General features: G+C 66.2%; 26 protein-coding genes and 1 pseudogene. 7 read left to right on the top strand and 20 right to left on the bottom strand.

Translation table 11 applies throughout. The annotated features are described in order from the left end of the window. Positions 1 to 24 precede the first annotated feature (24 nt). Entirely contained in the window at positions 25 to 801 is a 777-nt protein-coding gene (locus AB5G72_RS18265) for a recombinase family protein (RefSeq protein WP_006898352.1), read from the top strand. A gap of 368 nt (positions 802 to 1,169) precedes the next feature. On the opposite strand, the gene pcaDC is transcribed toward AB5G72_RS18265, so the two are convergent. The 4 genes from pcaDC to pcaH are packed head-to-tail and all read right to left on the bottom strand — an operon-like array spanning position 1,170 to position 4,949. Next, the gene (pcaDC, locus tag AB5G72_RS18260) at positions 1,170 to 2,369 is read right to left on the bottom strand and encodes a bifunctional 3-oxoadipate enol-lactonase/4-carboxymuconolactone decarboxylase PcaDC (RefSeq protein WP_006898353.1); all 1,200 of its coding nucleotides are present in this window, start codon (positions 2,367 to 2,369) and stop codon (positions 1,170 to 1,172) included. Continuing rightward, positions 2,366 to 3,610 (bottom strand): lyase family protein, encoded by a 1,245-nt coding sequence (locus AB5G72_RS18255; protein ID WP_039868240.1) that lies wholly within the window; start codon positions 3,608 to 3,610, stop codon positions 2,366 to 2,368. Before AB5G72_RS18255 ends, pcaDC begins: the two co-directional genes overlap by 4 nt. A 5-nt stretch (positions 3,611 to 3,615) precedes the next feature. Then, positions 3,616 to 4,185 carry a protocatechuate 3,4-dioxygenase subunit alpha gene (gene pcaG, locus AB5G72_RS18250; protein WP_006898355.1) on the bottom strand — a complete coding sequence of 190 codons (570 nt, stop codon included), beginning with the start codon at positions 4,183 to 4,185 and terminating at the stop codon, positions 3,616 to 3,618. Beyond that, the gene (pcaH, locus tag AB5G72_RS18245) at positions 4,182 to 4,949 is read right to left on the bottom strand and encodes a protocatechuate 3,4-dioxygenase subunit beta (RefSeq protein WP_006898356.1); all 768 of its coding nucleotides are present in this window, start codon (positions 4,947 to 4,949) and stop codon (positions 4,182 to 4,184) included. The genes pcaG and pcaH overlap by 4 nt, the downstream gene beginning before the upstream one ends. 70 nt (positions 4,950 to 5,019) lie before the next feature. On the opposite strand from pcaH, the gene AB5G72_RS18240 reads away from it, so the two are divergent. Together AB5G72_RS18240 and AB5G72_RS18235 are read left to right on the top strand one after the other, a co-directional pair. After that, complete coding sequence (locus tag AB5G72_RS18240) at positions 5,020 to 5,775, top strand: IclR family transcriptional regulator (RefSeq protein ID WP_119699246.1); 756 nt, start codon at positions 5,020 to 5,022, stop codon at positions 5,773 to 5,775. Between the two features lie 663 nt (positions 5,776 to 6,438). Beyond that, positions 6,439 to 7,560: an MFS transporter gene (locus AB5G72_RS18235; RefSeq protein WP_440221545.1), complete on the top strand. Its 1,122-nt coding sequence runs from the start codon at positions 6,439 to 6,441 to the stop codon at positions 7,558 to 7,560. Between the two features lie 44 nt (positions 7,561 to 7,604). On the opposite strand, the gene AB5G72_RS18230 is transcribed toward AB5G72_RS18235, so the two are convergent. The 10 genes and pseudogenes from AB5G72_RS18230 to AB5G72_RS18185 all read right to left on the bottom strand — a co-directional run bounded on the left by AB5G72_RS18230 (position 7,605) and on the right by AB5G72_RS18185 (position 14,556). Continuing rightward, entirely contained in the window at positions 7,605 to 8,405 is an 801-nt protein-coding gene (locus AB5G72_RS18230) for an IclR family transcriptional regulator (protein ID WP_440221544.1), read from the bottom strand. Between the two features lie 46 nt (positions 8,406 to 8,451). Further along, complete coding sequence (locus AB5G72_RS18225) at positions 8,452 to 9,201, bottom strand: class II aldolase/adducin family protein (protein ID WP_440221543.1); 750 nt, start codon at positions 9,199 to 9,201, stop codon at positions 8,452 to 8,454. Continuing rightward, positions 9,198 to 10,433 (bottom strand): NAD(P)/FAD-dependent oxidoreductase, encoded by a 1,236-nt coding sequence (locus AB5G72_RS18220; RefSeq protein WP_440221542.1) that lies wholly within the window; start codon positions 10,431 to 10,433, stop codon positions 9,198 to 9,200. The genes AB5G72_RS18225 and AB5G72_RS18220 overlap by 4 nt, the downstream gene beginning before the upstream one ends. After that, entirely contained in the window at positions 10,430 to 10,627 is a 198-nt protein-coding gene (locus AB5G72_RS18215) for a ferredoxin (protein WP_006897055.1), read from the bottom strand. The genes AB5G72_RS18220 and AB5G72_RS18215 overlap by 4 nt, the downstream gene beginning before the upstream one ends. A gap of 48 nt (positions 10,628 to 10,675) precedes the next feature. Further along, on the bottom strand, positions 10,676 to 10,981 hold the full coding sequence (locus tag AB5G72_RS18210; protein WP_440221541.1) for a hypothetical protein: 306 nt from the start codon (positions 10,979 to 10,981) through the stop codon (positions 10,676 to 10,678). Beyond that, a complete protein-coding gene (locus AB5G72_RS18205; protein WP_440221540.1) occupies positions 10,978 to 11,589 on the bottom strand; it encodes a 3-phenylpropionate/cinnamic acid dioxygenase subunit beta in 612 nt (203 codons plus the stop codon). Before AB5G72_RS18205 ends, AB5G72_RS18210 begins: the two co-directional genes overlap by 4 nt. 2 nt (positions 11,590 to 11,591) lie before the next feature. Further along, entirely contained in the window at positions 11,592 to 13,055 is a 1,464-nt protein-coding gene (locus AB5G72_RS18200) for a Rieske 2Fe-2S domain-containing protein (RefSeq protein WP_119699249.1), read from the bottom strand. A 138-nt stretch (positions 13,056 to 13,193) separates the two neighbouring features. Further along, on the bottom strand, positions 13,194 to 14,060 hold the full coding sequence (locus AB5G72_RS18195) for an aldo/keto reductase (protein ID WP_219130585.1): 867 nt from the start codon (positions 14,058 to 14,060) through the stop codon (positions 13,194 to 13,196). A 68-nt stretch (positions 14,061 to 14,128) separates the two neighbouring features. Continuing rightward, on the bottom strand, positions 14,129 to 14,323 hold the full coding sequence (locus AB5G72_RS18190; protein WP_440221552.1) for a hypothetical protein: 195 nt from the start codon (positions 14,321 to 14,323) through the stop codon (positions 14,129 to 14,131). Then, a pseudogene (locus AB5G72_RS18185) lies at positions 14,290 to 14,556 on the bottom strand (type II toxin-antitoxin system Phd/YefM family antitoxin). Before AB5G72_RS18185 ends, AB5G72_RS18190 begins: the two are co-directional and overlap by 34 nt. A 537-nt stretch (positions 14,557 to 15,093) precedes the next feature. Here AB5G72_RS18185 and AB5G72_RS18180 point away from each other — a divergent pair. Next, a complete protein-coding gene (locus AB5G72_RS18180) occupies positions 15,094 to 15,597 on the top strand; it encodes a hypothetical protein (RefSeq protein WP_440221551.1) in 504 nt (167 codons plus the stop codon). Positions 15,598 to 16,114: 517 nt separating this feature from the next. Here the strand turns inward: AB5G72_RS18180 and AB5G72_RS18175 are convergent. After that, a complete protein-coding gene (locus tag AB5G72_RS18175; RefSeq protein WP_440221550.1) occupies positions 16,115 to 16,627 on the bottom strand; it encodes a hypothetical protein in 513 nt (170 codons plus the stop codon). Positions 16,628 to 16,670: 43 nt separating this feature from the next. After that, positions 16,671 to 17,042, bottom strand: coding sequence for a hypothetical protein (locus AB5G72_RS18170; RefSeq protein WP_259848225.1), 372 nt, complete (start codon positions 17,040 to 17,042; stop codon positions 16,671 to 16,673). A gap of 251 nt (positions 17,043 to 17,293) precedes the next feature. Between AB5G72_RS18170 and mobF the strand changes: the two genes are divergently transcribed. Continuing rightward, positions 17,294 to 19,984: a MobF family relaxase gene (gene mobF, locus AB5G72_RS18165; protein WP_440221549.1), complete on the top strand. Its 2,691-nt coding sequence runs from the start codon at positions 17,294 to 17,296 to the stop codon at positions 19,982 to 19,984. Between the two features lie 55 nt (positions 19,985 to 20,039). On the opposite strand, the gene AB5G72_RS18160 is transcribed toward mobF, so the two are convergent. After that, positions 20,040 to 21,047, bottom strand: a complete 1,008-nt coding sequence (locus tag AB5G72_RS18160) for a zinc-binding alcohol dehydrogenase family protein (RefSeq protein ID WP_024476678.1) — start codon at positions 21,045 to 21,047, stop codon at positions 20,040 to 20,042. A gap of 71 nt (positions 21,048 to 21,118) precedes the next feature. Between AB5G72_RS18160 and AB5G72_RS18155 the strand changes: the two genes are divergently transcribed. Next, positions 21,119 to 21,469 (top strand): winged helix-turn-helix transcriptional regulator, encoded by a 351-nt coding sequence (locus AB5G72_RS18155; RefSeq protein WP_024476679.1) that lies wholly within the window; start codon positions 21,119 to 21,121, stop codon positions 21,467 to 21,469. Positions 21,470 to 22,506: 1,037 nt separating this feature from the next. Here the strand turns inward: AB5G72_RS18155 and AB5G72_RS18150 are convergent. The 3 genes from AB5G72_RS18150 to AB5G72_RS18140 all read right to left on the bottom strand — a co-directional run bounded on the left by AB5G72_RS18150 (position 22,507) and on the right by AB5G72_RS18140 (position 24,675). Further along, complete coding sequence (locus AB5G72_RS18150; protein ID WP_024476680.1) at positions 22,507 to 23,421, bottom strand: alpha/beta fold hydrolase; 915 nt, start codon at positions 23,419 to 23,421, stop codon at positions 22,507 to 22,509. A gap of 16 nt (positions 23,422 to 23,437) precedes the next feature. Then, entirely contained in the window at positions 23,438 to 24,160 is a 723-nt protein-coding gene (locus AB5G72_RS18145) for an alpha/beta fold hydrolase (protein WP_024476681.1), read from the bottom strand. A gap of 161 nt (positions 24,161 to 24,321) precedes the next feature. Continuing rightward, the gene (locus AB5G72_RS18140) at positions 24,322 to 24,675 is read right to left on the bottom strand and encodes an IclR family transcriptional regulator (RefSeq protein ID WP_229382131.1); all 354 of its coding nucleotides are present in this window, start codon (positions 24,673 to 24,675) and stop codon (positions 24,322 to 24,324) included. Here AB5G72_RS18140 and AB5G72_RS18135 point away from each other — a divergent pair. Then, the gene (locus AB5G72_RS18135; RefSeq protein ID WP_024476682.1) at positions 24,653 to 25,102 is read left to right on the top strand and encodes an aldo/keto reductase; all 450 of its coding nucleotides are present in this window, start codon (positions 24,653 to 24,655) and stop codon (positions 25,100 to 25,102) included. The genes AB5G72_RS18140 and AB5G72_RS18135 overlap by 23 nt on opposite strands. The last annotated feature ends 19 nt before the right edge of the window (positions 25,103 to 25,121 follow it).

Genomic DNA, 25,121 nt, shown 5'->3' with positions numbered 1-25,121 from the left:
GATTCCGGGCGAAAGGGTCCCCTCATGGCTGATCGGATCGGGACGTTGCTGAATCGTTCGGGTGGCGAGGAGGTGCTCATCGTCAGCCGCGGGAAGGTGCGGACTCGGTTCCGTCGTCGGGATGAGTTGGGTTGGAACTTTCGGGTGGAGTCGACGGACTCGGAGAACGTCATCGAGGTAACGCCAAAGCCGAAGCCAGATCCGAAGCCGGCTCGCCGATCTTCGCATGCGCGTGGGCAGCGGGTGGCGTACGTGCGGGTGTCAGCCGCGGATCAGAACGAGGCGCGTCAGCTCGAGGCGGTGGGGGAGTGCGACCGGGTCTATATCGAGAAACAGTCGGCACGCTCGCGCGCTGATCGCGTAAAGCTCGAAGAGTGCATCAGGTATCTGCGGGACGGTGATGAGCTGGTTGTCGCGTCGATGGACCGACTCGCTCGTTCCCTGGTTGATCTCAAGCAGATCGTCGGCGAGGTCACCGCGAGGGGTGCGAGTGTGCGGTTCGTCCACGAGCGGGCCACCTACGCTGCTGGTGCCCAGGATCCTCGAGCCGACCTGATGCTCTCGCTGCTCGGGGCGTTCGCAGAGTTCGAGCGGGCCATCATTCGCGAACGCCAGGCCGAGGGTATCGCCATCGCCAAGGCGAAGGGCAAGTACAAGGGACGCAAACGCGTCCTGACTGAGGAGCAGATCGACAAGGCCCTTGCCCGTATCGAGGCGGGGGAGGGGCCGTCAGCTATCGCCCGGGATCTCGGGGTGGGTCGATCCACGCTCTACCGCGCACTCCAGCGAGTAAGGAAGTAGGCGCCGCCGACACGTCGCGTTAGCCCGCCCACTGCGCGACGAAGCTGGTGCGACACCCTTACAGGACACCGAAGTCGTAGCCCTTGCGTCGAGATGCCGCGTTCGGAGATCCCCGCTACGGCATGGACGACGAGGGTTCGAGCACGCGTCAGTGAGTCCCGGTTGGAATGAGCTCCACCGTCTCGTTCGGCGCGACCTAGTGCGCGCCCGGGTGACCACCACTCGCCAGTGAGACCGCCGCGAAACGTCCGTAGACCACCGCCACCGCCACTTACCGGCGAAAGTCACAATCACAACCCTGCATAGCCACAGGATTTCACGCCAGCCACCACACCGGGCTCCTGCCACGAGGATTGTGCAGCAGTCTCCTAGTAAGCGGGGTGGTCCAGCTCGTCGAGCACGCGCTGGGCGATGCGGTAGGCCGCGTTGGCATCGGGCACGCCGCAGTAGATCGCCGTCTGGAGCAGCAACTCTTTGATCTCGTCGTTGGTCAGCCCATTGGTACGCGCGGCCCGCACGTGCATGGCCAGCTCCTCGTGATGGCCGCGGGCCACCAGGGCGGTCAGCGTGATGAGTGAGCGGCTGCGCCGGTCAAGACCCGGACGCGTCCACACCGACCCCCAGGCGTACTGGGTGATGAAATCCTGGAAGTCGGCGGTCAGATCGGTGATCGCCGCGGTCGCGCGGTCGACATGGGCGTCGCCCAGGACCGCCCGGCGCACCGCCATGCCGGCGTCGCGCACCCCGGCGACGGTCGTGGGAGCGGCAACCGCCTGCCCCGCGTTCGCGTGATCGCGGATGAGTTGGGCGACCTCGGACGGTTGCTCGGCCGGGGGCAGGTGCGCGACGCCGTCGAGGACGACGAGCCGCCCGTTCCGGACTCCAGAGGCGATAGCCGCGAGATCGGCCGGCGGAGTGGGGACGTCGAGCAGACCCGACACCGCCAGCACTCGCGGTTCGATCTCGCCGAGGCGGTCACGGACGTCGAAGCCCGCCAGCGCCTCGCACACCAGCGCATAGCCCTCGTCGTCGGCGTCCCGCAGGTCGTGCAGCAGGGCTGCGCCGATCTCCGGCTCCCGCTCCAGGAATCCGGGTGCGAACCAGCGCTGGGCCGACCCTTCGATCATCGACGGGGTGCCCGACGCGCGCACGGACGTGGCCCGTGTCCGCCAGGCATCCGGCTCGCCGATCCGTGCGCCCGTCGACAGCAGGACAGCGGAGTCGATGCGCGCGGGTGCGTCCAGCAGCAGCTGCAGCCCGACGGCGCCTCCCACCGAGTCGCCCGCGTAGGTGAAAGTGCTGGCGAACGTGTCGCGCTGGGCCACCACGTCGTCGACCATCCCGAGGACACCGGCGGCCAGCTCGGCCATCGTGAACGGCTCGGCGGAGCCGGCGTTGGACCCGTGCCCGGGCAGGTCCCAGGCGAGAACCTCGAATCGATCGGTGAGTCCGGCGGCGCAGCGCGCCCACAGTGACTGAGCGGACGTGCCCAGCGAGGGCCCCAGCACGAGAAGGGGGAGGGCCGGCGATCCGCCGAGCCGGACGGCCGTGATGCGAGGGATGTTCACTCGTTCTCCTCCAAGAAGGTCCGGGCCCGCTCGACGGCGCCCGCGATGAGGTCCTCGGAGAATCCGAGGTACGTGGTCGGATCGGCGCTGGCGGTGGCGTCCAGCAGCCCGGCGATCGAGCGGCGTTCCGCCAGCACGCTCTCGGCCGACGTGTCGAGCGTCGTGCGCATTCGCTCGGCGTCCACGTGCAGACCCGTCAGCAGCTCGGTGGTCTGGGATGCGGCCACGACGGCGCGTCGGCCGAGCAGGTGCAGGGTCGACCACTCGACGTGCCACGCCCCGTCCGGACGTTGGTCGCCGGAGGCGGCCGACGCGACGTGCAGCGTGGCGGCAAGACCGGGGGCTCCCAGGGCCGCGCGACGCACCAACACGGATAGGACCGGGTTGTTCTTGTGCGGCATCGTCGACGAGCCGCCGCGACCCTCAGCCGTCGGCTCGGCCAGCTCGCCGATCTCCGTCCGTGCCAGGGTCGCGACATCGGTCGAGATGTGTCCCCACGCGTCCGTGCACGTCACCAACGCGTCGGACGTCCGGGTGACCGTCGCCCGCGAGGTGTGCCACGGGCGCAGCTCGCGCAGCCCGAGGGCCACGGCGGTGTCGGCGACCAGGTCAGCGCTCGTCCCCTGGGGATCGTCGTGCCCCCGCAGGCCCGCCAGCTCGGTGGCCGCCGAGAACGTCCCGACCGCCCCGCCGAGCTGCACCGGCAGGAGGGAGCGGGCGTCGAGGACCAGATCGGCGGCGTCGACCAGGCCGTCGAGCCAGCCCGCGGCGACCGCACCGAATGTCGTGGGGACGGCGTGCTGGGTCAGGGTGCGGCCGACCATCGGCGTGTCGGCGTGCTGCGCGGCGAGACGGGCGAGAGCGGTCACCTGGGCGCGCAGCTCGCCGATCAGCCGTTCGAGCGCATCGCGCAGCGCGAGCATGAGGGCGGTGTCGAGGACATCCTGGCTGGTGAGCCCGCGGTGAAGCCAGGTGGCGGCGGGCTGCGGCGCTCGCGAGCGGAGCAGCCCGACGAGCGGGACGACGGGGTTGCCGCTGCCCTCGGCTGCCGCCGCGATGTGCGGCAGATCGTCGGCGGTGACGAGCGGGGCGAGGTCGGTGGCGGCGGCGGACGGCGCGAGCCCGGAGGCCACGAGAGCGTCCAGCCACGCGGACTCCACCCTGACCATGGCGGCGAGCAACGCCTCAGCACTCATCAGGTCGCCGGCGCGCTCGTCGCCGGGCCAGAACAGGTCGGTCATGGCGTTCAGTGTGCCGCCCCGTGGCCCGGGAACGTCAGGAAGACGGTCTCGCCCTGGCCCTGCAGACGGATGTCGAACGCATGTCCCTGCGCATCGGCCTCCGCGACCAGCGTCGCGCGACGGTCCGGCTCGAGGCTGCTGAGAAGGGGGTCCGCAGCGAGGGCGGCCTCGTGTCCCGGCAGATATGCGCGTGTGAAGAGCCGATCGAGCAGGCCACGCGCGAACACCGTGAGCGCGAAGAACGGTGCGCCCCCGTCGACCCCACCCGGCGCGATCGTCGAGAACGAGTAGTGGCCGGCGTTGTCGGTCGACGACCGGCCCCAGCCCGTGAACGTCCAACCGTCGCGGCGCAACGAGCCCGGCTGCTGGACGATCGCGCCGGACGCGTCCGCCTGCCAGAGCTCGACCAGCGCGTCGGGGACCGGCGCACCAGAACCGTCGAGCACGCGGCCGTGGAACCGGATCGCACCCGGGCTGCTCGCAGGCACCAGTTCGGAGTCGCCGTCATAGGGGAGTGCGTAGTGGAAGAACGGGCCCACCGTCTGGCCGGGCGTGGGGTGCAGGCGGGGGCTCATGCGTGGTCCTTGTCGTCGTTGTTCTCGGTCCAGGTGCGGTGGGCGCCGGTGAGCACGATGTCCCACCGGTAGCCGGTCGACCACTCGGGTCGCGTCAGGTCATGGTCGTAGCGGGCGACGAGGCGGTCACGGGAGCCCTGGTCGGTGATCGACTGGTAGATCGGGTCCAGCGCGAACAGGGGATCGCCCGGGAAGTACATCTGCGTGACGATGCGCTGGGTGAACTCGGTGCCAAACAGGGAGAAGTGCACGTGGGCGGGACGCCACGCATTGCGGTGGTTCCGCCACGGGTACGGACCCGGTTTGATCGTCTGGAATGAGTAGCTACCGTCCGCACCGGTCAGGCACCGCCCGGCGCCGGTGAAGTTCGGGTCGAGCGGCGCAGGGTGCTGATCACGCTGGTGGATGTAGCGTCCTCCGGCGTTGGCCTGCCAGATCTCGACCAGCTGGCCCGCGACCGGGCGTCCGTCGCCGTCCACGACCCGGCCGGAGATCGTGATGCGCTCGCCGATCGGCTCGCCCGAGCGCTGAATCGTCAGATCGGCCTCGAGTGGATCGACGTCCCGGTGGCTGAAGCACGGAGACCACAACTCGACGCCTTCCGGATCGACCTGGTGCAGATCCTTGGTCGGATGCCGCAGGAGGCTGCTGCGGTACGGGGAGTAGTCGAGGCGGGGCCGGATAGCGGACGGGTCGGTGCCGGCGGACAGGTCGGCGATCTCGGCGCTGATCTCGGCTTGGGTCGATAGGTCAGGAGTGCTCACCAGCCCGACGGTAGGTGGCCGGGGCGTACGCTTCGAGCTATATCGTTCACTGAGTGAAAGGGGGGCGACGATGGCCGGCAACACCTCCGACCCGGGAGCCAGTGTCGCCTCGCGCCTGCTGACCGTTCTCGGCGCCTTTGACGATGAGCACCGGGCGATGACGCTGAGCCAGATTGCGCGTCGGGCGGGTCTACCGCTGCCGACCACTCACCGATTGGTGGCCGAACTGGCCACCTGGGGCGGCTTGGTGCGGCGGCCGACCGGCGAGTACGTGGTGGGTCGCCGGATCTGGGAGCTCGCACTACTGGCGCCGACCCAGACCGGCCTGCGCCAGATCGCCGAGCCGTTCCTCCACGACGTGTACGGCGCGACGCTGGCCACCGTGCACCTCGCGGTGCGCGAGGGCGCCGAGGTGTTGTACCTCGACCGGCTGTCCGGCACGGCGTCCGTCCCGATCGTCAGCACCGTCGGCTCCCGACTGCCGCTGCACTGCACGGCGGTTGGGAAGGTGCTGCTCGCGCACGCGCCCGACGACGTGCTCGCCGAGACGCTCGGGTCATTGACCCGAATGACGCCGTACACGGTGACCCAGCCCGGGCTCCTGCGCCAGCAGCTGGCCCGGGTGCGGCGCAACGGGTACGCGACAACGGCCGAGGAGATGTCCCTCGGGGCGTGCTCGGTGGCCGTCCCCGTGCTTCGAGACACCGCGGTCGTCGCATCCCTCGGACTGGTGGTTCCCCGCTTGACGAGGGACAGGACCCGCCTCGTCGGAGTCCTCCAGGCCGCGGCGTTCGGTATCGGCCGGGAACTGGCGTCAGGCGGGTGATGGGAAGAAGATCTGACGCGGGCCAGAGGGGAGACAGGGGCCGACGCTGATCCATCTAGACCGATACCCGGCGAAGTCGTACTTGAGGCATGAGAATCCAAGAAATCCGAACCCGACGAAATCCGGGACACACCAATGTCTCCATCAATCCCGTGGGCCGCTCCCTCCATCTCGGGGGAACTCACCGCTCATCTCCGAGTGTCCACCAGAACGGGAACGGTCCAGTGATTCAGCCTCGGTGATTTTGATGTGTCAGGCCGCTTCGGGTAGGTCCTTGGAGGCGGTGGTTCGTGGTTCGGTCCACGCCTGGGCTGGGCTGGGCTGGGCTGGGCTGGGCTGGGCTGGGCTGGGGCGCGGTAGCTACTGCTGGAGCGTGGCATGAGAATTCAAAAAATCGAACCCCACGGAATCCGGGGGACACCAATGTGCCCATCAAACCCGGGGCACTTCAGAAGCGGTATTGCTCGCACCACAGCCTTGACCTGGAAGGGCAGGAATGCCAGCCATGAACTTTTTACCGCTATGCCCACGGGTGCGTAGGCGCAGCGTCCCGGAGATGGATGCGGCATCGGATGCCCCGGTGGCAGGTCACAGCGCGTGAGACATCCGGGCCGTGGATTCGCCGCTTTGGCTGTGGCCGTACTGGTGACTGTCTTAACAAACATGCCGGTGTTTCTCCTTGGGGCGCTTGCCACGGAGATCACCGCAACAATCCGCGTCCCGGCCTACGGGATCGGCCTGGCGGTAGGGGTCTACTGGGCCGCGGCCGCCCTCACCTCCGCGTGCACCGGTGTGATTGGTCGTGTGCTCAGCGAGAAAGGCATGGGCATCGCCGCCTTGCTGCTGGCGGTCGTGAGCCTGACCGGCAGCGCGTCCTGGATCTCTGCGTGGCCGTGGCTAATTGTATGGGCATGCCTGGGGGGACTCGGGAACGGTCTGGGGCACCCTTCCTCCAACTACTTGCTCGTCACGCACATCCCAGCCGCCTCGCGCGGGCTGGCCTTCGGGGTGAAACAGGCCGCGGTCCCAGTGACGGGGTTGGTCGCCGGCGTTTCGATCCCGTTGGTTGCGTTGACTCTGGGATGGTCCATGGCCTTCCTGCTGATGGCTGTACTGGGCATGCTCGTACTGGTCCCCGTGGCCCGGACCCGGACCATGCCGGTCGTCATGGGTACGACCCGGCCGGCGGGGCAATGGGATACCCAGATGCGTTCGGCGTTGGTGCTGATGGCCGCGATGACGATGTTCGCGGGCGGTGCCGTTACGGCCGCCGTGGCCTTTGCCGTGATCGGCGCGCTGGAGCGGGGGATTGCAGTCGGCCCGGCTGGTGTGATTCTGGCCGTCGGCAGCGCCTTAGGAGCCGCGACCCGTATCGTCATTGGCGGAGTCGTCGATCGAGGCGGCGTGTCAGCACTTTCTCTGATCCAGACAGCACTCATCGTCTGCGCCGTCGGGCTTTCACTCATGGCGATCCCCACCACCTGGAGCTACGTGGTAGGTGTCCTGCTAGCGGTGGGCCTGGGGTGGGGGTGGCCAGGTCTGGTGCACTTCCTCATCTCGCACATGGCGCCTGGGGCCACCGCAGCGGCCACCGGCATTGTCCAGACCGGCACGTACATCGGCAATACCATCGGCCCCGTGCTCACCGGGGTGGTCCTTAGCCTCGGTAACTCGACACTGACCTGGGCGATGCTCGCCACTATGGCAACCGTCGCCGTGGTCATTTCCTTCTTCTTCGGGCGCCGACTGCGGAGAATCGACTCTCTGGAATGGCCGCTGAGCTGAAGTGGTCCTGTCCACAGCCCCACCGTCACCGGCCGTCGAGATCCTTAAACGAGCAAGTTCTGGATTTCTTTGGCGGCTGTCTGGAGCATAGCTCCGAGTTCTGTGCGGAGTTGTTCAGTCATGCGGTGAGCGGGCACGGATACATTGATCCCGTAGTATCTTCCGCTCGGGCTGGTGATGGGAACAGCGACTGACATGACGCCGTCTTCGCTTTCTTCCTGGCTCGTTGAGTATTCGGTTTGCCGAATCGTTTCGAGGGCACGCTCCAGATCGGATCGGGAGGTGATAGATCCCTTGGTGAGACCCGGGAGCTTCTCATGCGGGTACAGGGCATGCAGTTGTTCCGTGGTGAGTAGGCTCAGCATTGCTTTGCCCGTTGCAGTGCAGTTGGCGGGAAGCATCGCACCGTGACGTGAGGCAACGCGGACGGCGCGTTGGCTTTCGATGGCCTCCAGAAAGTGTGTGTTCGAGCCTTTGAGCTCGGCAAAGTGCACCGTCTCTCCGGTTGCCTCGAATAACCTTTCCATTGCTGGACGAATTAGCGTTCCGATGTCGACGTGGCGCCGTATGGCGAAGGCGATGGAGCTGAGTGCTTGTCCGGGTTCGTACGCTTTGGTCTGAGGGTTCTGCCGTACGAAACCTCGGTAGAGGAGCATCCCCATGAGGCGATGGGCCGTGGATGACGCCACTCCGAGGTACTTGCTGGCATCGGTGAGCCGGATGCTCGGCCGAGTCTCGAAGAGCAGCAACAATCGGAGTGCGTTGTCGACGGATTCGATGGGGTACTGCGGAGGAGGGCCGTATCTGGAGTCGTCCTCCGCCCGTGATGCGGACATGAGCTTCATGTTACTGACCGGGGGTTCAGTCTCTGTCCGGCTAGGGCGCAGGCCGTCAACGAGGCTCACCAAGTCGTGCGAGTTCATGTCTCCAGGCAGTCTCTGTGTTGAATGCTCCTCCGAGGTCGGGCAGTTCGGCCATATCGGCGTCGGGCAGGTCGACGAGGTGCCCACCAGCCGAAGTCACTTGCAGTGCCAACCCGGACAGGCCGTCCACGCTGATGGCCTGGAGAACTGCTTGCTCGACGGTTTCGGCCGCGCTGGTGAGGCCGTGGCCCCGCAGCACCACAACGGGCCTTGTTCCCATGGCATCGGCCATTTCGGTGGCGAGCCGACGGTCGCGGATGAGTACTCCGCGGGGATAGACGGGCACCCCGTTGGCGGCGAGGCGGGCTCCGGGAATGTCGTACGCCCCTACGATGGGGCGTACTGCAAGCCCTGCCAGGTCGGCGGCAACCACTCGCGGGGGATGGGCGTGAACGACAGCCCGGATGTCTGGGCGGCGCCGGAAGAGCTCGGTGTGCAGCGGCAGTTCGTTGGGGACCGTGTACCCGCCCGCGAGCTCGCCGTCGGCGGCGGGATTGCCGTCGAGGTCCACCATGCGGATGTCTTCGGCTTGCGTATACGCCAGTCCGCGTTCGTACGGGCCGCGACAGCGCACCAGCAATGTGCTGTCGGTAATTTTCAGGCTGATGTGACCCAAGATTCCATCTGCCAGGCCCCGATGGGCCAAGACCCGGCAGGCGAGGGCGATATGTTCCCGGGTGACGCTCTCGGTCTGGGGCAGCAAGTTCCCGGGTGTCATGACGCCCTCCTCGGCGGTGGCTCCAACTGGGGTTCGAGCTTGGCGCGCAGATCCTGCACCGTGATGCCCCTGGCCATGCCCAGACGGCAGGCAATGAGGGCTTTGGGCCAGTTCACGATGGCTGCGCCCCGGACGGTGGTGCCGTCGATGGTGTAGAGGGCGGCGAACTTGCCGTGGACCTGCGGGTGTCCGATGAGGACGTGGTCGACATTGCCTCCGACGCGTCCCACGACCTGGATCTTCCAGTCGTGCTGGTCGCTCCACACGTATTCAATGGGCGTGTAGGCGCGCGGCTGTTCCGGATGGATGATGTTGTAGGCCACGCATGCGGCCTGTTCCACCGCGTTAGTCCAGTGCTCGGTCCTGACGTCCTCGCCGTGCTTCTGGTGGCGCCAGCGGGCTACGTCGCCGACGGCGTACACGTTCGCAGCGTCGAGGGCTTGACAGTACTCGTTGAGCACGACCCCGTTGTCCACCAGCAGGCCAGATGCGCTGAGCCAGGAGTCATTGGGGATGACGCCAATACCGATCAGCACGGTGGCCGCCTGAACGCTCTCACCGTTGGTCAGGTGGAGGGAGAAGTTGCCCTCCTCGCCTTCGATAGCTTCCACTCCGGTGCCGAACATGGTGTTGACCCCGTTGTCCTGGTGAAGGTCTGCGAACCACTGGCCGATCTCAGGGTTAAAGAGGCGGCTCATGGGCACGGGCACCGGGTCGATGACGGTGACCTCCAATCCCAGGCCGCGGGCGGTGGCTGCCGCTTCGGCGCCGATGAACCCTGCCCCGATGACGGCCAGCGCCCCACCCCGGAGAAGGTCCCCACGTAGTTCGCGGGCGTCCTCAAGGGTGCGCAGCACGTGGATCCCTGGAGGCGCACCCCAGGGGGAGGGGCGAGGTGATGCTCCGGTGGCAATGACGAGGTTGTCGTAATGAAGGGGGTCATGCCCTTCAAGCTTCAGCAGGTTCTCGGCGACGTCCAGACCGACGGCGCGGTGTCCCAGCAAGAGTTGGATGCCCTCGGTATCGGCCTGCTCCTGTGTCAGCAGCCGGATGGAGTCCTCATCGGCAGATCCCGCAAGAACGGATTTCGACAATGGCGGCTTGTCGTAGGGAAGTTCGGTCTCTTCTCCCACGAGGATGATCTCCCCCTTGTATCCTTCCAGCCGGAGGGACTGCGCGGTGCGCACCCCGGCAATGGAGGACCCGACGACGACGACGGTGCCCGGGCTCATGCGTCCTCTACCACCAGTGCGGAGACCGGGCAGCTGCGCGCGGCTTCGGTGACGCGGGCGCGGTCGGCTTCGGGGACTTCGGTCTGGAGCAGCACGACGATCCCGTCGTCGTCCAGGTCGAAGTAGTCAGAGGCTCCGACGACGCAGTTCGCGTACCCCTGACAGGCCTGCAGATCGGCTTTTACAACGGGCATGGTCGAACTCCTTAGCTTGAGGCGGTGGTGCTCTGGCGGTTGGGGTGTTTATTCGTCTTCAATCACGAGCGGCCCAAAGGGGTGTCCGATCATGGCCGAGAACGTGGCCGGGGCCTGCCAGGTCAAGGACTCCAGTTCCAGCGGGCAGAGCGTGACCCACTGGCCCGAACGAGGGGATTTGATCATCAGCCGCGAACCGTTGCGGGTCTCGATGCGGGTGACCTGGACCTCGGAGAACTCGTTGGCGATCACGATCGACTTGCCGGTGACGTGCTCTTCGAGCCGGCGGCGTTCCTCGGTGGCCTGGATCGCCGCGAGGCGGTCTTCCTCCTCGCCTTCCCATTCCAGTTTCACAGGAAGATCGCCAGGTTCTGCATGCGGATGACCGACTCGTCGACCATGATGGTGCGACGGGCCAGCTCCCACCCGGACCCGGATGAGGTACGGCGGAGGAGATCCTCGCGTCCTGCCGAGACAGTGGAGGACTCCCCGACGTCACCACGGCTGCGGAAGAGAAGAACCGCCGAGTCCACGATGATCTCTTGCGGGTCGGGGGTGCGGAAGGTGCGCACGTTGGTGATGTAGTGGCGCAGCCGCGACGGCGGATCTTCGGTCCACGCGTGCTCGGTGGCGAAGCGGGCCACCCGGCGACTGAGCGAGTACTTGTTCTCGTCCCAGTGCGCCATCCCCGGTGAGGTGGAGTATCCGGCGCCCAGGGCAGTGGTGACGCGGACGGGCATGAGATAGTGCACGTCATCGGCGATCCGGGAGAGCCACTCGTCGTAGTCCTGGGCGTCCAACAGGTACGCCTCATCGACCAGCCAACGATGCGCCTCCAGGTGAAGTTCATCGTTGAAGGACAGGGTCTGCCCCGTCCGCTGAGTACGCGGGGCGTGGGCTCCCAGCGCCGACTGCTCGGACAGCGTCGAATTCTCGTTCTCGTGTGCCGTTCCAACACTCATGATCAGACCTCCTCGTGAAGGGTTGCTGCGGGCGCGGTCTCTGCGCTGCCGCAGGCCGGGCGGGCGGGCCCCGATCCGGCGGCCGGTGGCGCCTTCACCAGGTCCGAGCCCACGTGCACCTGCGCTGCGGCTTCTACCGGACGTTCGAGGTGATCGGCCCACCGGCGCAACAACTCCCGCTGGTTGTACTCGCTGTAGCCGACACGGGTGGCGCCGGGTCCCGAGTATTCCTCGGGGGACAGGGCCTCGACGACGTTCTCGCCGTTCTCGAGCATGCCCATCCGGCTGTTGAGCAGCAGACGCCGTGCCATGGAGCCGGCGGCAGTATTGGTGAGGGACACCCAGTTCTCGACGTCGTCCTGCTCGAACATGCCGCCACTGCCGAAGCACATGAGATACGCCTTGTAGGAAAGCGCTTTGTACTCCTCCGGCGCGTTCTTGTCGACGGCGAACCACGAGAGGACTTCCGTCTCGTTCTCGCTGATCGGCTGCCACACGCGGATGGAAATGAAGGGGAGCACCTCGTCGGAGCCCTCTTCGACCCGCGGCCAGTTATGGACGAAGCTCATGTTCGGGAACAGTGAGGCCGCCGAGATCATGAACCCGTCCTTGCCGACCACGTCGAGCTGCTCCTGGGTCCACTGCTCCTTCATCCGGGCGATCATCTCGTCCGGGTAGCCCACGTAGCGCAGGCGCTCCTCCAGGCCACCTTCGGGCAGCTTGTAAGTGGTGCCGCCACCGTTGCCAGCCCAGTACGTGGTGCCGTCCTTGCGCTTCTCCGCCTTGGGCTCGCGGAAGAGGCCAATCTCCACCACCGAGGTGTGGGTCTGGGGCGTGTGGTACATGTCCCCGGCGAAGTTCTCGGCCCCGATCTTCCAGTTCGCCTTGACCCGCCAACGCTGAGGGCCACGCAGCTCGATGCCGTCCGCGCTCTGCTTCGTGTAATAGTCCAGGTAGAACTTGAAGTCCCCCAGGAACTCCTCCAGGGGCTCGGCATCCGGGTCCATGCTGATGAAGATCAGACCGTTGTACGTGGCCAGCGAGGGAGCAGGCAACAGGGTCTGGCCCTTCTTCTTGAAGCCTTCCTCCCCGCCGTATGCCTCCTTGTGAAACGGCAGGCCAACGAGGCGCCCGTCGTTGCGGTAAGACCAACCGTGGTACGGGCAACGGAAGTGGGAGGCATTGCCCATCTCCGCCCGGCACACCTGCATGCCCCGGTGGAGGCACATGTTGAACAGGGCCCGGACCTGGCCCTGTTCGTCCCGAGAGATAATGAACGAGTCCTCGAGGACCCTGCGGACCACGTAGTCACCAGCCTCGGGGACCTCCGACTCGTGGGCGACGAACAGCCAGCTGCGGCTGAAGAGACGTTCCTTCTCGAGTTCGAAGAGCTCTTTGTCGTTGTAGATATGTGCAGGGATCATGCCCCGCCGTACGTCCTCGAGGACGCCGTGATGGTCTGCCATGGGAGAGCTCCTTCTCGATCATCGATCAGTCAGTCTGTAGAGCAGAGGGCCACTCTGTCGTGAAGAGGTTTCCGCATTTTGTGATCTACGTCAACCCCTCCCACTCTTCGTGCCAGGTACGGGTGGGTGCGGCAAGGGTCAGTGGCCGTTCTCGGGGGAGTCGGAGTCGCGGGCGGCGTTCTCTCCGCGGTCCAGCCTCGCCAGGGCGGCCATTTCCTCGGCAGTCAGGGAGAAATCGAACACCGAGATGTTCTCGACCAGCCATGCGGGTTTGGCGGCCTGCGGGATCGGGACGATTCCTTGCTGGACGTGCCAGCGGAGCAGAACCTGCGCCGGACTCTTTGCTGTCCGTTGCGCGATCTGCACCACGATGGGGTGGTCGCGCAGTCCCGATTCGCGACCAATAGGGCTCCAGGCTTCGGTGATGATGCCCAGGTCCTGGTGCACTGCCCGCGGGGGTAGCCGTGCGAGATCGGGGCTGAGCTGGATCTGGTTCACGTCGGGAACCACGCCGGTCGCGGCAATGACCTTCTCCAGATGGTCCGGCTTGAAATTGGAGACACCGATCGCTTTGACACGGCCTTCGTCTAGGAGCTTGACGAGGCCTCTCCATGCCTCGGTGTACTGGTCCAAGGCCGGCACGGGCCAGTGGCACATGAACATGTCCAGGTAGTCCAGGCCCAAGGCTTGGAGACTACGGTCGTAGGCCCGCTGCACACCGTCGACGCTGTGGGACTCCTTGTTGAACTTGCTGGAGACGAACAGCTCTTCACGCGCAACGCCTGCCGTGCGGACACCGCGTCCCACCGCGTCTTCATTGCGGTACTGGAACGCGGTGTCGACGAGCCGGTAGCCGCTTCGAATGGCGTAGCGGACGGCCGTTTCGCACTCTTCCCCCACTAGTGGCCAGGTGCCCAGACCTAGATGCGGAATGCTATGCCCGTGCCTCAGGTGGAGCCTCGGGACCGTTGCGGGGTCATTGCTTGGATGGGTTTCCGTCGTCATGGATATCCTCTCGTCAAAATGTTTCCTGTCGCCGGAGGCAAGCAGCGCGAGCTTCAGGTCTTTGCCGGTCAGTCGACATCTTTGTTGGACCTCCAGGGGGTTGCGGCCGGGGTGATGATGAGCAGGCCCGCGGCCAGCAGGGCCGCGGTCACCGGAACGAGGGTGACCAGCCCGGCCATGGCCAGCGGTGAGAGGAAGAGCGCCGTGGCGCGGAAGGTGCCTGTTAGTGCTAGCGCGTCTCCGCGTTCTTCTGGGTGCACCATCTCCGCTGCGATGGCCGGACCGACGGTCTGCAGGACCCCGGCAGGCGTCGGGCGTTGGCCGGTGATCGCATGAGGTGGGCGGTCTCGCGCAGGGACTCGTACTCGTCGAGAGACACCATCACCACCGGCTCGTGGCCGGCGCGGGTGATGATGACCTCTTCGCGGTCGTTGGTGACCCCGTCGAGGACCTAGGCGTAGCGGGCCCGGGACTCGGTGTAGCTCATTGTCTTCATCTCAACCCCCCCTGTACGCAAAAGTGTACAGGCCGCGGAGTCGGTGCTCCATTGTGACTTCCCGCGTCCCGCGCCTGTATGCAAAAGCCCGGCCGGATGGCGCAGCGTTGGAGTGTCGAGAGCTCCTGCGCGGGAGTCCTCACACTTCTGGGCATGGTCTCGATGGCCGGATCGGCGCCGCCGCACGGCGCGGGCCTGCCGGTGGCCACGCCGGCCCGCGGGCGCCCAGTGGCCGCATAGCGATCAGGTCTCTACCCGCCGTCTCGTCCGCGGCTGGGGCCACAGCGGCGTCGCCAGAATCCCGGACACCCCCTCGCCTCGCCGGTGGCCCCCGTCGACGGCCAGCTCGCGCCCGCCCCCGGTCCTGAAAGCGCGGACGGCTGGGCCCTGTCCAATCTCGGTGGTAACGTGGGTAACGAAACGTGTTACTGGTTACCCGTTACCTGAGTTGAAGAGGTTGTCATGTCGACGTCGGAGAAGATCGCTCGAGCCTATGGGGTACTCGTTGCACGAGGGGACAAGGTCACCGTGCGCAGCGTGCAGCGCGAAGCGGGGGTACGCATCGGTGAGGTGGCCGCATGGATGCGCGAGCACGCCACCGGCGTTGCCGGGGATGTGCCCGAGGCCCCAGATCTGTCGGAGGCGATGTCGGCGATGGTGGCCTCGGTGTGGGCCGCGGCATGGAAGCGCGCCGCCGAGCAGGCGGACGAGGCGACCGCTGTGGCGCTCGATGCAGCCCGCGGCGGCGAGTCCGACGCCCTGGAGGCGGCCGAACAAGCGGCGTCGGAACGCGACGAGGCTGTCGCGGTCCGCGACCGCGCACTCGGCGAGCTCGAGGCAGTGCGCGGCGAGCTCGAGCAGCTGCGCGGTCAGCTCGAGACCGCACGCCAGGACGCCGCGGTCGCGCGCGCCAAGGCCGAGGAGTCCGACCGGGCACGGGTCCGGGCGGAGGCTACCTCGGACACCCTGCGGGAGGTCCTGGACTCGCTGCGCGAGACCGCTCGTAAGCCAGGCCGGTCGGATCAGCCGGGCCAGTCATAGCCAGCCCGCCAGAGCGCGACGCGCACTGACTGTCGGAGGGGAAAGCCACACTGGCAGCCGATCCGGCCGTGTGGCCCGTGTGGGCGCCGCGGCGGAAGGTGCTGGCGACAGGAGTGTGGAATGTGGGATCTGGAGACCGCGCTGCTGGCTACCGCTGTCGTCGCTGGCGGCGCGGTGGCCTTGCCGCCGCCTAGCGCGTGGGGTCGGCGGGTTCTGCGCGGTGGTTGGCATGCTCGGTGTTGTGCAGGGTCGTACGTGGGCGCCCGCGGTAGCGGCGCTGGGGCTGTTGGCGTGGTTTGTCGGTCATTGGTCGTTCGCGGTGCGCCACGGGCGTGCACTATCGATCGACGATGGCGCTGTGGGTGATCGATAGGACCCCGCCGCGATGGACGATCCCGCGGTACTGGCAGCTGCGCCGACGAGCAGCGCCCCGCTGACACATCCTGGCCCGGGCCGCCAACGACAGATGGCCCCGCCGTCGGCGAGGCCATCTCTTGGGGCGACTGTACTGCAGCCTTCAGAACAGTGGGGGTGTGTCGAGCGGTGCGGCGTTGCCGGATGCCCGTGAGTAGGCGACCGGGTCCCAGCCGTCTGCCACGGCGTCGCGGACGGCCAGTGAGCGGGCCTGGCGATCGTGGCGCTCAGCCAGGCTGCGGATGATCCCGGTGCGGCCACAGGCCACCGCGTAGAGCAGGTTCGCCGACTGAGTGGAGGCGATGAGATGTCCTGGATCGACGCGCACGCACAGCGGTTCGTTGCAGCGGTGCTCGCCAATCGCACCGGCGTCGAGTTCGCCGGCGATGACAAGTGCGAAACGGTGGGCGTACTCGGTGCGGCTGACCCCACCTGATCGCCAACTGATCCTGCCGTAGCCATCGGAGATTGCTCCGGTCCAGATCCAACATCCGCCGGCGGGTGCTTTGACAACGCGGGACCAGAACGCGGTGATTGCGGCTCTGGTTGGAGGCAGCGTCGGATCGTACGGACGCGACCGTCTCACCGACGTGTGGGATTGCATCCCGAGGTCCATTCCGGGCAAGGGAATGTCGACGCCCCGCGGGTCATGGTGGGGGTCAGTGATCGTGGACACCGTCGCTGTCTGACTGGAAGTCCTCACCGCGAGCGTCTGCGTCGATGGAGGAGTCGGGCGCTGTCTCAGCGGCTTCGCCGTCGGCACGGTCCTTCGCGGCGCGGATCGCCGCGCCGACCTCGCGGGCGGACAGTCCAGTCATCTCGGCCAGATCGGACTGGGCGACGCCGAGGTCCTTCAGCTCGATCAGCGCCTCCCCCAGGGCGGCCTCGGCGTCGGCGCGGGCGTCGATCGCGGAGAACACCGCCACGAGCTTGGACTCGCGCTTGCGTGCCCGCTCGAGCTCGTCCGCCATCGCTTGGCGGGCACGGGCCCGCGCGGTCTGTGAACGCGAATCAGTCTTCGTAGCAGCCATGGCCCAAACCCTAAAGCACGCCTACGACACCCGCGAGCACCAACCACTCCCCCATCCGGCCACCGTGTTGGCCGCACAGGCCCTGCCTGAGACGCCACCACTGTGACCAAGACCAACCACTCGCTCCTGCTCGCTTAAACAGCTTCACATAGTAGGCACTTCTAGTGAACGACGGGAAATCGCTGGTCACAGCGCCGTGCGCTGCGACGCGTAGACGCGGCCGTTCCGGGCCGCATACGCTGGCGGGTGTGATGAGCCTTCGAGCGGTACACGCCGGTACTGGATACCAGTACCTGCTGCGCTCGGTCGCAACCCACGACGCCGACCCGCAGGGCATGGCCCTGTCGGACTACTACGCGGCCAAGGGAACCCCGCCGGGACGGTGGATCGGTAGTGGACTTCAGGGACTGAACTCCCAGTCCGTGACCTCTGGGGCGACGGTGACCGAGGCGCAGATGGCCGCCTTGTACGGCGAAGGTCTGCATCCGGACACCGATCAGATGATGGCAGGCGGCAAACCGTTGGCGGCCTGCAAGCTGGGCCGGAGCTTCCCGCTCTACACCGGCGGCGTGGACGTTCTGGAAGCAATCGCCACCGCGGAGAAGTCGTTCCTCGCAGTCGAAGGGCGGCGCCCCACAACCGATGAACGAGGCCAGATCGCCGAGGGCACCGCACGCCCGTTCTACTCTGATGAGTTCGGCTACGAACACGCCTCCGGCAAGGACGTCATCGCGTGGGTAAACCGGGAACGCGACCAGGTCAAGCAAGCTGTCGCCGGATTCGATTTCACGTTCTCTCCGGTGAAAAGTGTCAGCGTCCTGTGGGCGCTGGCCGATGAGAACACTGCCTCTCGTGTGGCTGTGTTGCATCACGAAGCCGTCGCCGAAGCACTGGCCTGGGCCGAGGACAACGCGATCTACACACGCGTCGGGACCGGCGGTATCAAGCAGGTCAAAACCAGCGGGATCATCGCTAGCGAGTTCACCCACTTTGACACCCGGTGCGGGGACCCGGACCTGCACTCCCACGTGCTGCTGGCTAACAAGGTCCAAGGCCCTGACGGGCGGTGGCTGTCGCTGGACTCTCGCGCAATCCACCAGATGCATCAAGCGATCTCCGCCCGCTATGACGCGATCTTGCACGACCTTCTGACCCGCCGAATGGGCGTGGAGTTCCAGGCCCACTACCCCCACCCAGATAAGGCTCCGATCTGGGAGATTTCTGGGATCGACCGCCGCCTGATAGAGGCGTTCTCCTCCCGCAGAACCTTGGCCCGCCCGGTCTATGACCGGCTCGTCGCTGAGTACGTGGAGAAGAACAATCGGCAGCCTTCGCAGCGGGCTGCGTACGCCCTGTGGCAGAAGGCGATCTTGGATACACGCGACGCCAAGAAGCCCGCCCAGTCCCTGTCCGAGCACCGCGCCGCCTGGCGTGAGATGGCCGAGAAAGTCGTCGGCACGCACGCGGTGGACCGCGTGGTTGGCGAGGTCACCGGGCAGGGCCGGAGCGAGGTGTCGCGGGAACTATTCGACGCCCAGGTCCACTCCCGGCAGGTGGCCGAGCAGGCGGTGGCGGCAGTGACCGCACGCCGGGCTCAGTTCCGCCGTTCCCACATCGACACCGCCGTATCGACCGCGCTCAAGGGCTACCGATTCGAGGGCGCCGAGGCCCTGGGCCGGGCGCACGAGGAGGTCATGGCCACCGCCATGGGAGAACTCGTTGTGCAGCTGACCCCGCCGGAGATTCTGGACCTTCCCAGCCCTCTGATCGGGCCAAACGGGGCTGGTGTGGACCGGCACGCCAACGCCGAGAAGTACACCACCCAGGCAGTCCTCGACGCCGAGACCGCCACCCTGGAGGCGGCCCACACGCCGGTCGCGGTGATCGCTACCCGCGCTGATCTGGACAGCGCCCTGGCCGCCCACACCAAGGCCGAGGGATGGTCCCTCAATGCCGGACAAACTGCCCTGGCGCAGCACCTCGTCGGTGCCGGAACACTGCTTGCCGCAGGCGTGGGTCCGGCCGGGACCGGTAAGACCGCATCCATGAAGGTCGTGGCCCGCACCTGGCAACAAACCGGCCGCTCGGTTATCGGCCTTGCTCCTTCCGCGGCAGCAGCGGCCGTCCTCGCGGGCGACATCGGCACCGACTGTCACACGATCGACTCGCTGACTTTCACCTGGATGGGCAAGCACCCGAACCTGCCCGGGAAATCGCTCGACGCACTGCCGGTCTCGATCAAACCTGGGGACATGCTTCTGGTCGATGAAGCGGGCATGGCCAGCACCGAGAACCTGGCCGCGCTGACCGAGATCGCCGCCGAATCTGGGGCCATCCTCCGCCTGATCGGCGACCCCAAACAGCTCGCGGCAGTCGAGACCGGGGGGCTGTTCGCCGACCTGACTCGCACCCCGGGAACGCCTCAGTTGCGCGAGGTCATGCGCATGGGCGCAGACACCGACCAAGCCGACGCAACGCTGGGTCTGCGCGAAGGCGATCCCGGCGCACTGGCTCTCTACAACGAGCGCGGATGGATCACCGGAGGGCACCGGGAACAGATGCTCACCCAGGCCGTGGAAGCGTTCCTGGCCGGCACCAAGGCCGGCAGGCAGTCGCTGATCATCGCCTCCACCAACACCGATGTCGACACTCTCAACGAGGTCATCCGCTCGAGCCGGATCGCCCACGGGCTAGTCGACGACGCACACACCACCAGGGTCGCTCGCGGGGACACCGTTGGTGTCGGCGACACCGTCATCGCCCGCACCAACTCCACGCTGTACGCAGGTGACCGCACCTACCTCGGACGGGTCATCAACGGCCAACTGTTCACCGTCACCGGCATCACCGACGACGGCTCACTGGCGGTCCGCGATCAGTCCACCGGGCAGGACATGCTCGTGCCCTCCAGCTACGCCGGCAAGCACGTCCACCTCGGTTAGCCGAGGTTCTGCAAACGCACTCGCCTGTGAACATGCGCGTGCGCGCGGTTTCAGTCTACTCCCATCTGTGGACGGTGACCTTGCCGACTGTGCGGCCGTTCTCGACCAACTCGTGCGCCTCGCGGAGTGTGGTCGGTGAGATCGGCGCGAGTGTCGTTGTGGCCGTGGTGCGGATGCGGCCCTGATCTACAAGGTCAGCGACAGTGTTCAGGAGCTGGTGCTGTTCAATCATGTCCGGGGTCTGCCTGAGCGGGCGGGTGAACATCAGTTCCCAGTGCCAAGCGATGCTCTTGCCCTTGAGCGGGAACACGTCGCGCGGACCGTCGTCAATGGCGACAATATGCCCGAACGCTCGAACGATCCGCGCATAGGTTTCGATCTGCCCCGCGGAATGCGCGGTGAACAGCCAGTCCACGCCATCCTGCGCGACGGCGAGCACCTGCTCAGCCAGGTCGTCGCGGTGGTTCACCACATGCTCCGCGCCCAGGTTGCGCACCCAGGCGGAGCGTTCATCGTCGGAGGCGGTGGCGATCACGGTGACGTTCGGCAGGAGCGCGTCGGCCAGTGCCAGCATGATCGATCCGACTCCGCCGGTCGCGCCGATCACCAGCAGGGTGCCGGTCGAGTCCTCGGTAAGGGCGAGCCGCTCGAACAGGGTCTCCCAGGCGGTGATCGCCGTCAGCGGCAGCGCAGCAGCGTCGGCAAACGACAGCACCTGCGGCTTGCGCCCCGTAATCCGCTCATCCACAACATGCAGGCGCTGGTTCGTACCTGGCCGGTCGATGCTGCCCGCGTAGTACACCTCGTCACCCGGAGCGAACAGCGTCACCGCTGAGCCGACCTCGCGCACCGTACCGGCGGCGTCGAAGCCGAGCACCTTGAACCCGTTCGCAGGAGCGCCTTCCCGCAGTTTCACATCGACCGGGTTCACCGAGACCGCCTCGACCTCGACCAACAAGTCATGCGGTCCAAGTTCGGGCACCTCGACCTCGCGGGCGGTCAGCGCCTCGGGGTCGGTGGCGGGGAGGTTCTTCTCGTATCCGATCGCAGTCGTAGCCGTCATGCCAATTATGGTTCCCCAGACCTACTGGTTACCGTCAAGGCAACCTAGTACCCATCGGATACCATGAACGTATGAGTCAGACCGTGGATGAGTGCGACCGGAACGACGTGTACGCGGCCATGTGTCCGTGCCGCGACATGCTCGACCTGCTCGCCAACAAGTGGAGCGCCCTGGCCATCGGTGCGCTCGAAGACGGGCCGCAACGCAACGGGCAACTCAAACGACGCTTGGAAGGCGTCAGCCCCAAGGTGCTGTCCCAGACCCTCAAGCGTCTCGAAGACCACGGCCTGCTCACTCGCACCGTCTACCCCGAGGTTCCCGCTCGCGTGGAGTACGAACTTACTGACCTCGGACACAGCGCAGCCGCCCCGTTGAAGCATCTGCGCGACTGGGTTGAACACAACGTCGGAACCGACCAGTAGCGACCCCCTCGGCGCTACATCGAGCCAGGAGTCCCGGCCTCCGCGTAATACCGCGTCAACACAGACGAGGCGTCGCGGTCGCCGTCACCGGACACGACAGAGTTCAGCAGGTACCGGTACCCGTCACCGGTCGTCATCACCCTAATTGATAACGTCACACCTAGAAGGTGCGAAGTAACCGACGCGCGAGCACAGGAGCGCTTCTGTCATTTCGAAGGCGAGACTTCGCGCGATTGGGATTCGCCGGGCCATCCTTCTTCTCTTTCGTCGAACGTCACCGCAACACCGTGTCGCTGGGGTTCGTGAAATCTTCTTCCGGAAGCGAAACCCAGGTACTGCGCCATGAGGAACTCGCCGCAGCGATGCACAGGCGTTCGACAGTTCGGTCGCACGAACCGATCGTTTGTTAACGGACGGCACTGTACGTCGATCGAAAGTCGCGCCGACACCCCCTGCGAATTCGCGTCGCGGGATAGTTTGCCAGGATCCGGCGATCAGCGTGGTGCGCATCAAGGAGGTGCGCAGCGGCCTCAGCACGAGGAGCCTGCCCGCGAGGCCGACCACCCCGCCCCTAGGAACGGTAGGAGTGCGACGTCGGGGCGAGCTGGGGGCCACCCCCCGAGACCGAAAGTAGCACCGCAGCGACGATAAGCGCCACGCCAACCAGGGTGGTCGTCAGCTCCCCGACCAACGAACCGATCCATCCGCGTTCCTGGAGGTCTCGGAACATCCTTATGCTCAGCCCGAACGTTCCGTTCGAGCTGCGAACCGATCGTCTCGATGCGTCGTGGCAGACGCCTCAGCTGTCCACCGATGACCTGGAGTTGCACGCGGCCGTCGGCGAACATCTCCCTTGAGTCCATCGCCAGACGTATGAAATGAGGAGTTCGAGCAAGGGCCCGATCGACCAAGTCGTAGTCGGCAACGAGCTGGCACAGCGTTCCCTCGAGTGACACGAAGGAAACGACTGGCGTTCTCCTCCGCTGTTGGGGACGTCGGGTCGGCTGAAATAATGGCCGGGACGATACGGTGGCGAGTCAGAGCGCCGTGATCCACCGCGCGATCTCGTCAGCGAGCTCGTCGCTATTGTCTTCGACCATCAGCATGTGGCCGTTCCCAGCGAGAACAGGCAGTTCGGACGACCAGAAGGTGACGGCGGCGCCCTGATCGGTGAGCCAGGCCACGATGTCCTGATCCAGCTGCGAGGGGTGGTCGGTATCGGCTCCACCCGTGAAGACGAGAATCGGCTTGTTCGTGAACGCGTCGGTCGGCCCGATCCTCATTTGGCTCCCACCGATGTTCTGACGCTGATAAAGCATCCGGGCCGGGATCGGCCGAAGGGTGCGGCGGAACACCTCGATGCACTCGCGGGGGAACCGCCGGCTGGGTCCGATGGCCTTGTCGTTCACGAAGGCGCTTGTGGGTTCCCAGAAACCCATCTTCGGGATGGTCCAGTCGATGGCCGCTCCACGGATGGAGACCTCCTGGTCGGACTCCCTCACGATCTCGGGCACCGCCTGTACATTTCCAGGCGGGCCCGGAGCGACGGCTACGAGCCCGTCGATGAGATCGCCATGCGTCTCTAGGAGGCGGAAGCCAATCGGACCTGCCATCGAGTGCACGACCAGCACGACGTTCCGGCCGAGACCAGAGAGGAACACGCCCATCCCTCGGCACACGCTCTCATAGTCCAGCCGCGCAGACGCCGCACGATCATCGACGTGTTGGGCCGCCTCATAGGACAACCCCAGCCAGTCCACCACCAGCACACCGTAGCCAAGCGATACCAATCGTGCCGCCCAGCCCTGTCGGCCGTCGGGCGTCTCGAGATAGCACTCCTTCGAGACACCACCCCCGTGCACGAGGACGATCCACCGAGCAGGCGCACCCGACGGCGCCAGTTCGGTGTACGAGATCGGCGCGACGTCGTCTGGGCGTGAAATCGAATCCATAGCTTCCCCAGGCCTGTTAGGCAATGACGGCGTCGAGGGCCCGTGCGAGCCTCTCCGGATGCGTGAGCATCACCAAATGGCTTCCGTCGATCTCGATCGTGCGCGGACTATCAAGCCGCCCGGCCGCGGCCTGGTAGATCTCAGCGGGAACGGCCTGGTCCTGAGCGAGGAACACATAACTTGACGGGATGCTGCTCGCCCAGAACTGGTCGAGGCGGATCGGCTCATTGGACCAGCCTGCCGGCGTTGGGACGAGCCTCGGCTCGAGCGCGGCGAGCTGCTGCTGCTCGAACGGGGACATGTCCTGCATAGACGCGGCCCAGAGCTCAGGCGGCATGACGATGGTGTTGTCGTCGGACTGACTCGCAAGCGCCTTCATCGCTGCGACCAACGGATCGGGGAGCACGTCGTTAATGGTCTCGCCGTCGCGCAGCACCCAGGCGTCGACGAAGACGACCCGGCCGATGCGCTCGGGCATCGCCTCAGCGACGAGTTGGATGAGCGGACCTCCGCCGCTATGACCGACGAGCACGATGTCGAGCTGGGTGAGCTCTCTTACCTGATCGATCAGATCGCGCGCCATCATGCTCATCGTGACGCCGGAGCGGTCCACGTCACCGTCTTCGAGACCGCGCAGCGTCGGCGCGATCACCTCGTGCCCCATTCTGCGCAATTCGTCGGCGACGCCGTCCCACGCCCAGCCGCCTACCCATCCGCCGTGCACCAGTACGATCTGCATTGATCATCCTCTTCGCATATTTATCTGCTGAGCAGAACTTGTTCCTAACTAGAAGACACAATAGCTTGCGCGGCGCCAACAGTCCAGCATGGCTCGAGCTCTCTTCAGAACGCGCCGAACGACCCCTGCACCAGGTCGCAGGGGAAAGAGACGACGAGCCTTCAGGAGGTCAGGTCGGCCAGACGTACGGCTGCCTCATCGAGGAGTGCGACGAGGGTCTTCACCTTGCGGGGAGGCAAGCGGAACACCGGGGCAGATGCGTTGATCGCCAACCGCAGCCCGCTCGCCGAGGGAACGGCCACGGCCACCGAGGCCACGCCCTCCTCGCTCTCCTCCCGGTTCGTTGCATAGCCCTGCTTCGCGACAAGATCCAGTTGTGCGAGGAGCTCGGTCTTGGTACGGATCGACTGCGGAGTCACCTGTGAGAGTTGCTCGTCGGGGTAGAGACGGTCCAATTGTTCTCGCGGGAGCTGCGCCAGGAGAACCTTTCCCGTGGAGGTGCAATGGGCCGGCATCTCCTTGCCCAACCGTGAAGCGACTCGCACCGCCGTCGTCGGTTCCGCGACCGGGGTCGTGCCCGACGTGAACCAGATCCAGCTCAGCCCCGACATCGCCCGTACCGTTCCTCGACGCGCGCACGAGGTGCTCGGTATCGTGACCGAGAGCTGGAGCCCGCTCGGCCGCGGGCCCGAGCTGCGGGAGAACCCGACGATCGTGCAGATCGCGGCGGACGTCGGACGAACGGCGGCACAGGTGGTGCTCCGCTGGCACGTGCAGCAGGGCCTCGTGCCGGTGCCGAGATCGTCAGACCCCAAACGCCTGGTCGAGAACCTCTCGGTCTTCGACTTCCGCCTTAGCACCGACCAGATGGCCACGCTTGCGTCCCTCGACAACGGCGAAGCCGCCGCGCGGGACTCTGACCTGCCCGAGAACGGTCATTAGTCCACCAAGAACACCAAAA

Source organism: Dietzia sp. MNB45, from assembly GCF_051994785.1.
Lineage (GTDB): Bacteria > Actinomycetota > Actinomycetes > Mycobacteriales > Mycobacteriaceae > Dietzia > Dietzia kunjamensis.
Note: the sequence above shows the minus strand (reverse complement) of the source record. Positions and strands in the feature narration are given on the sequence as shown.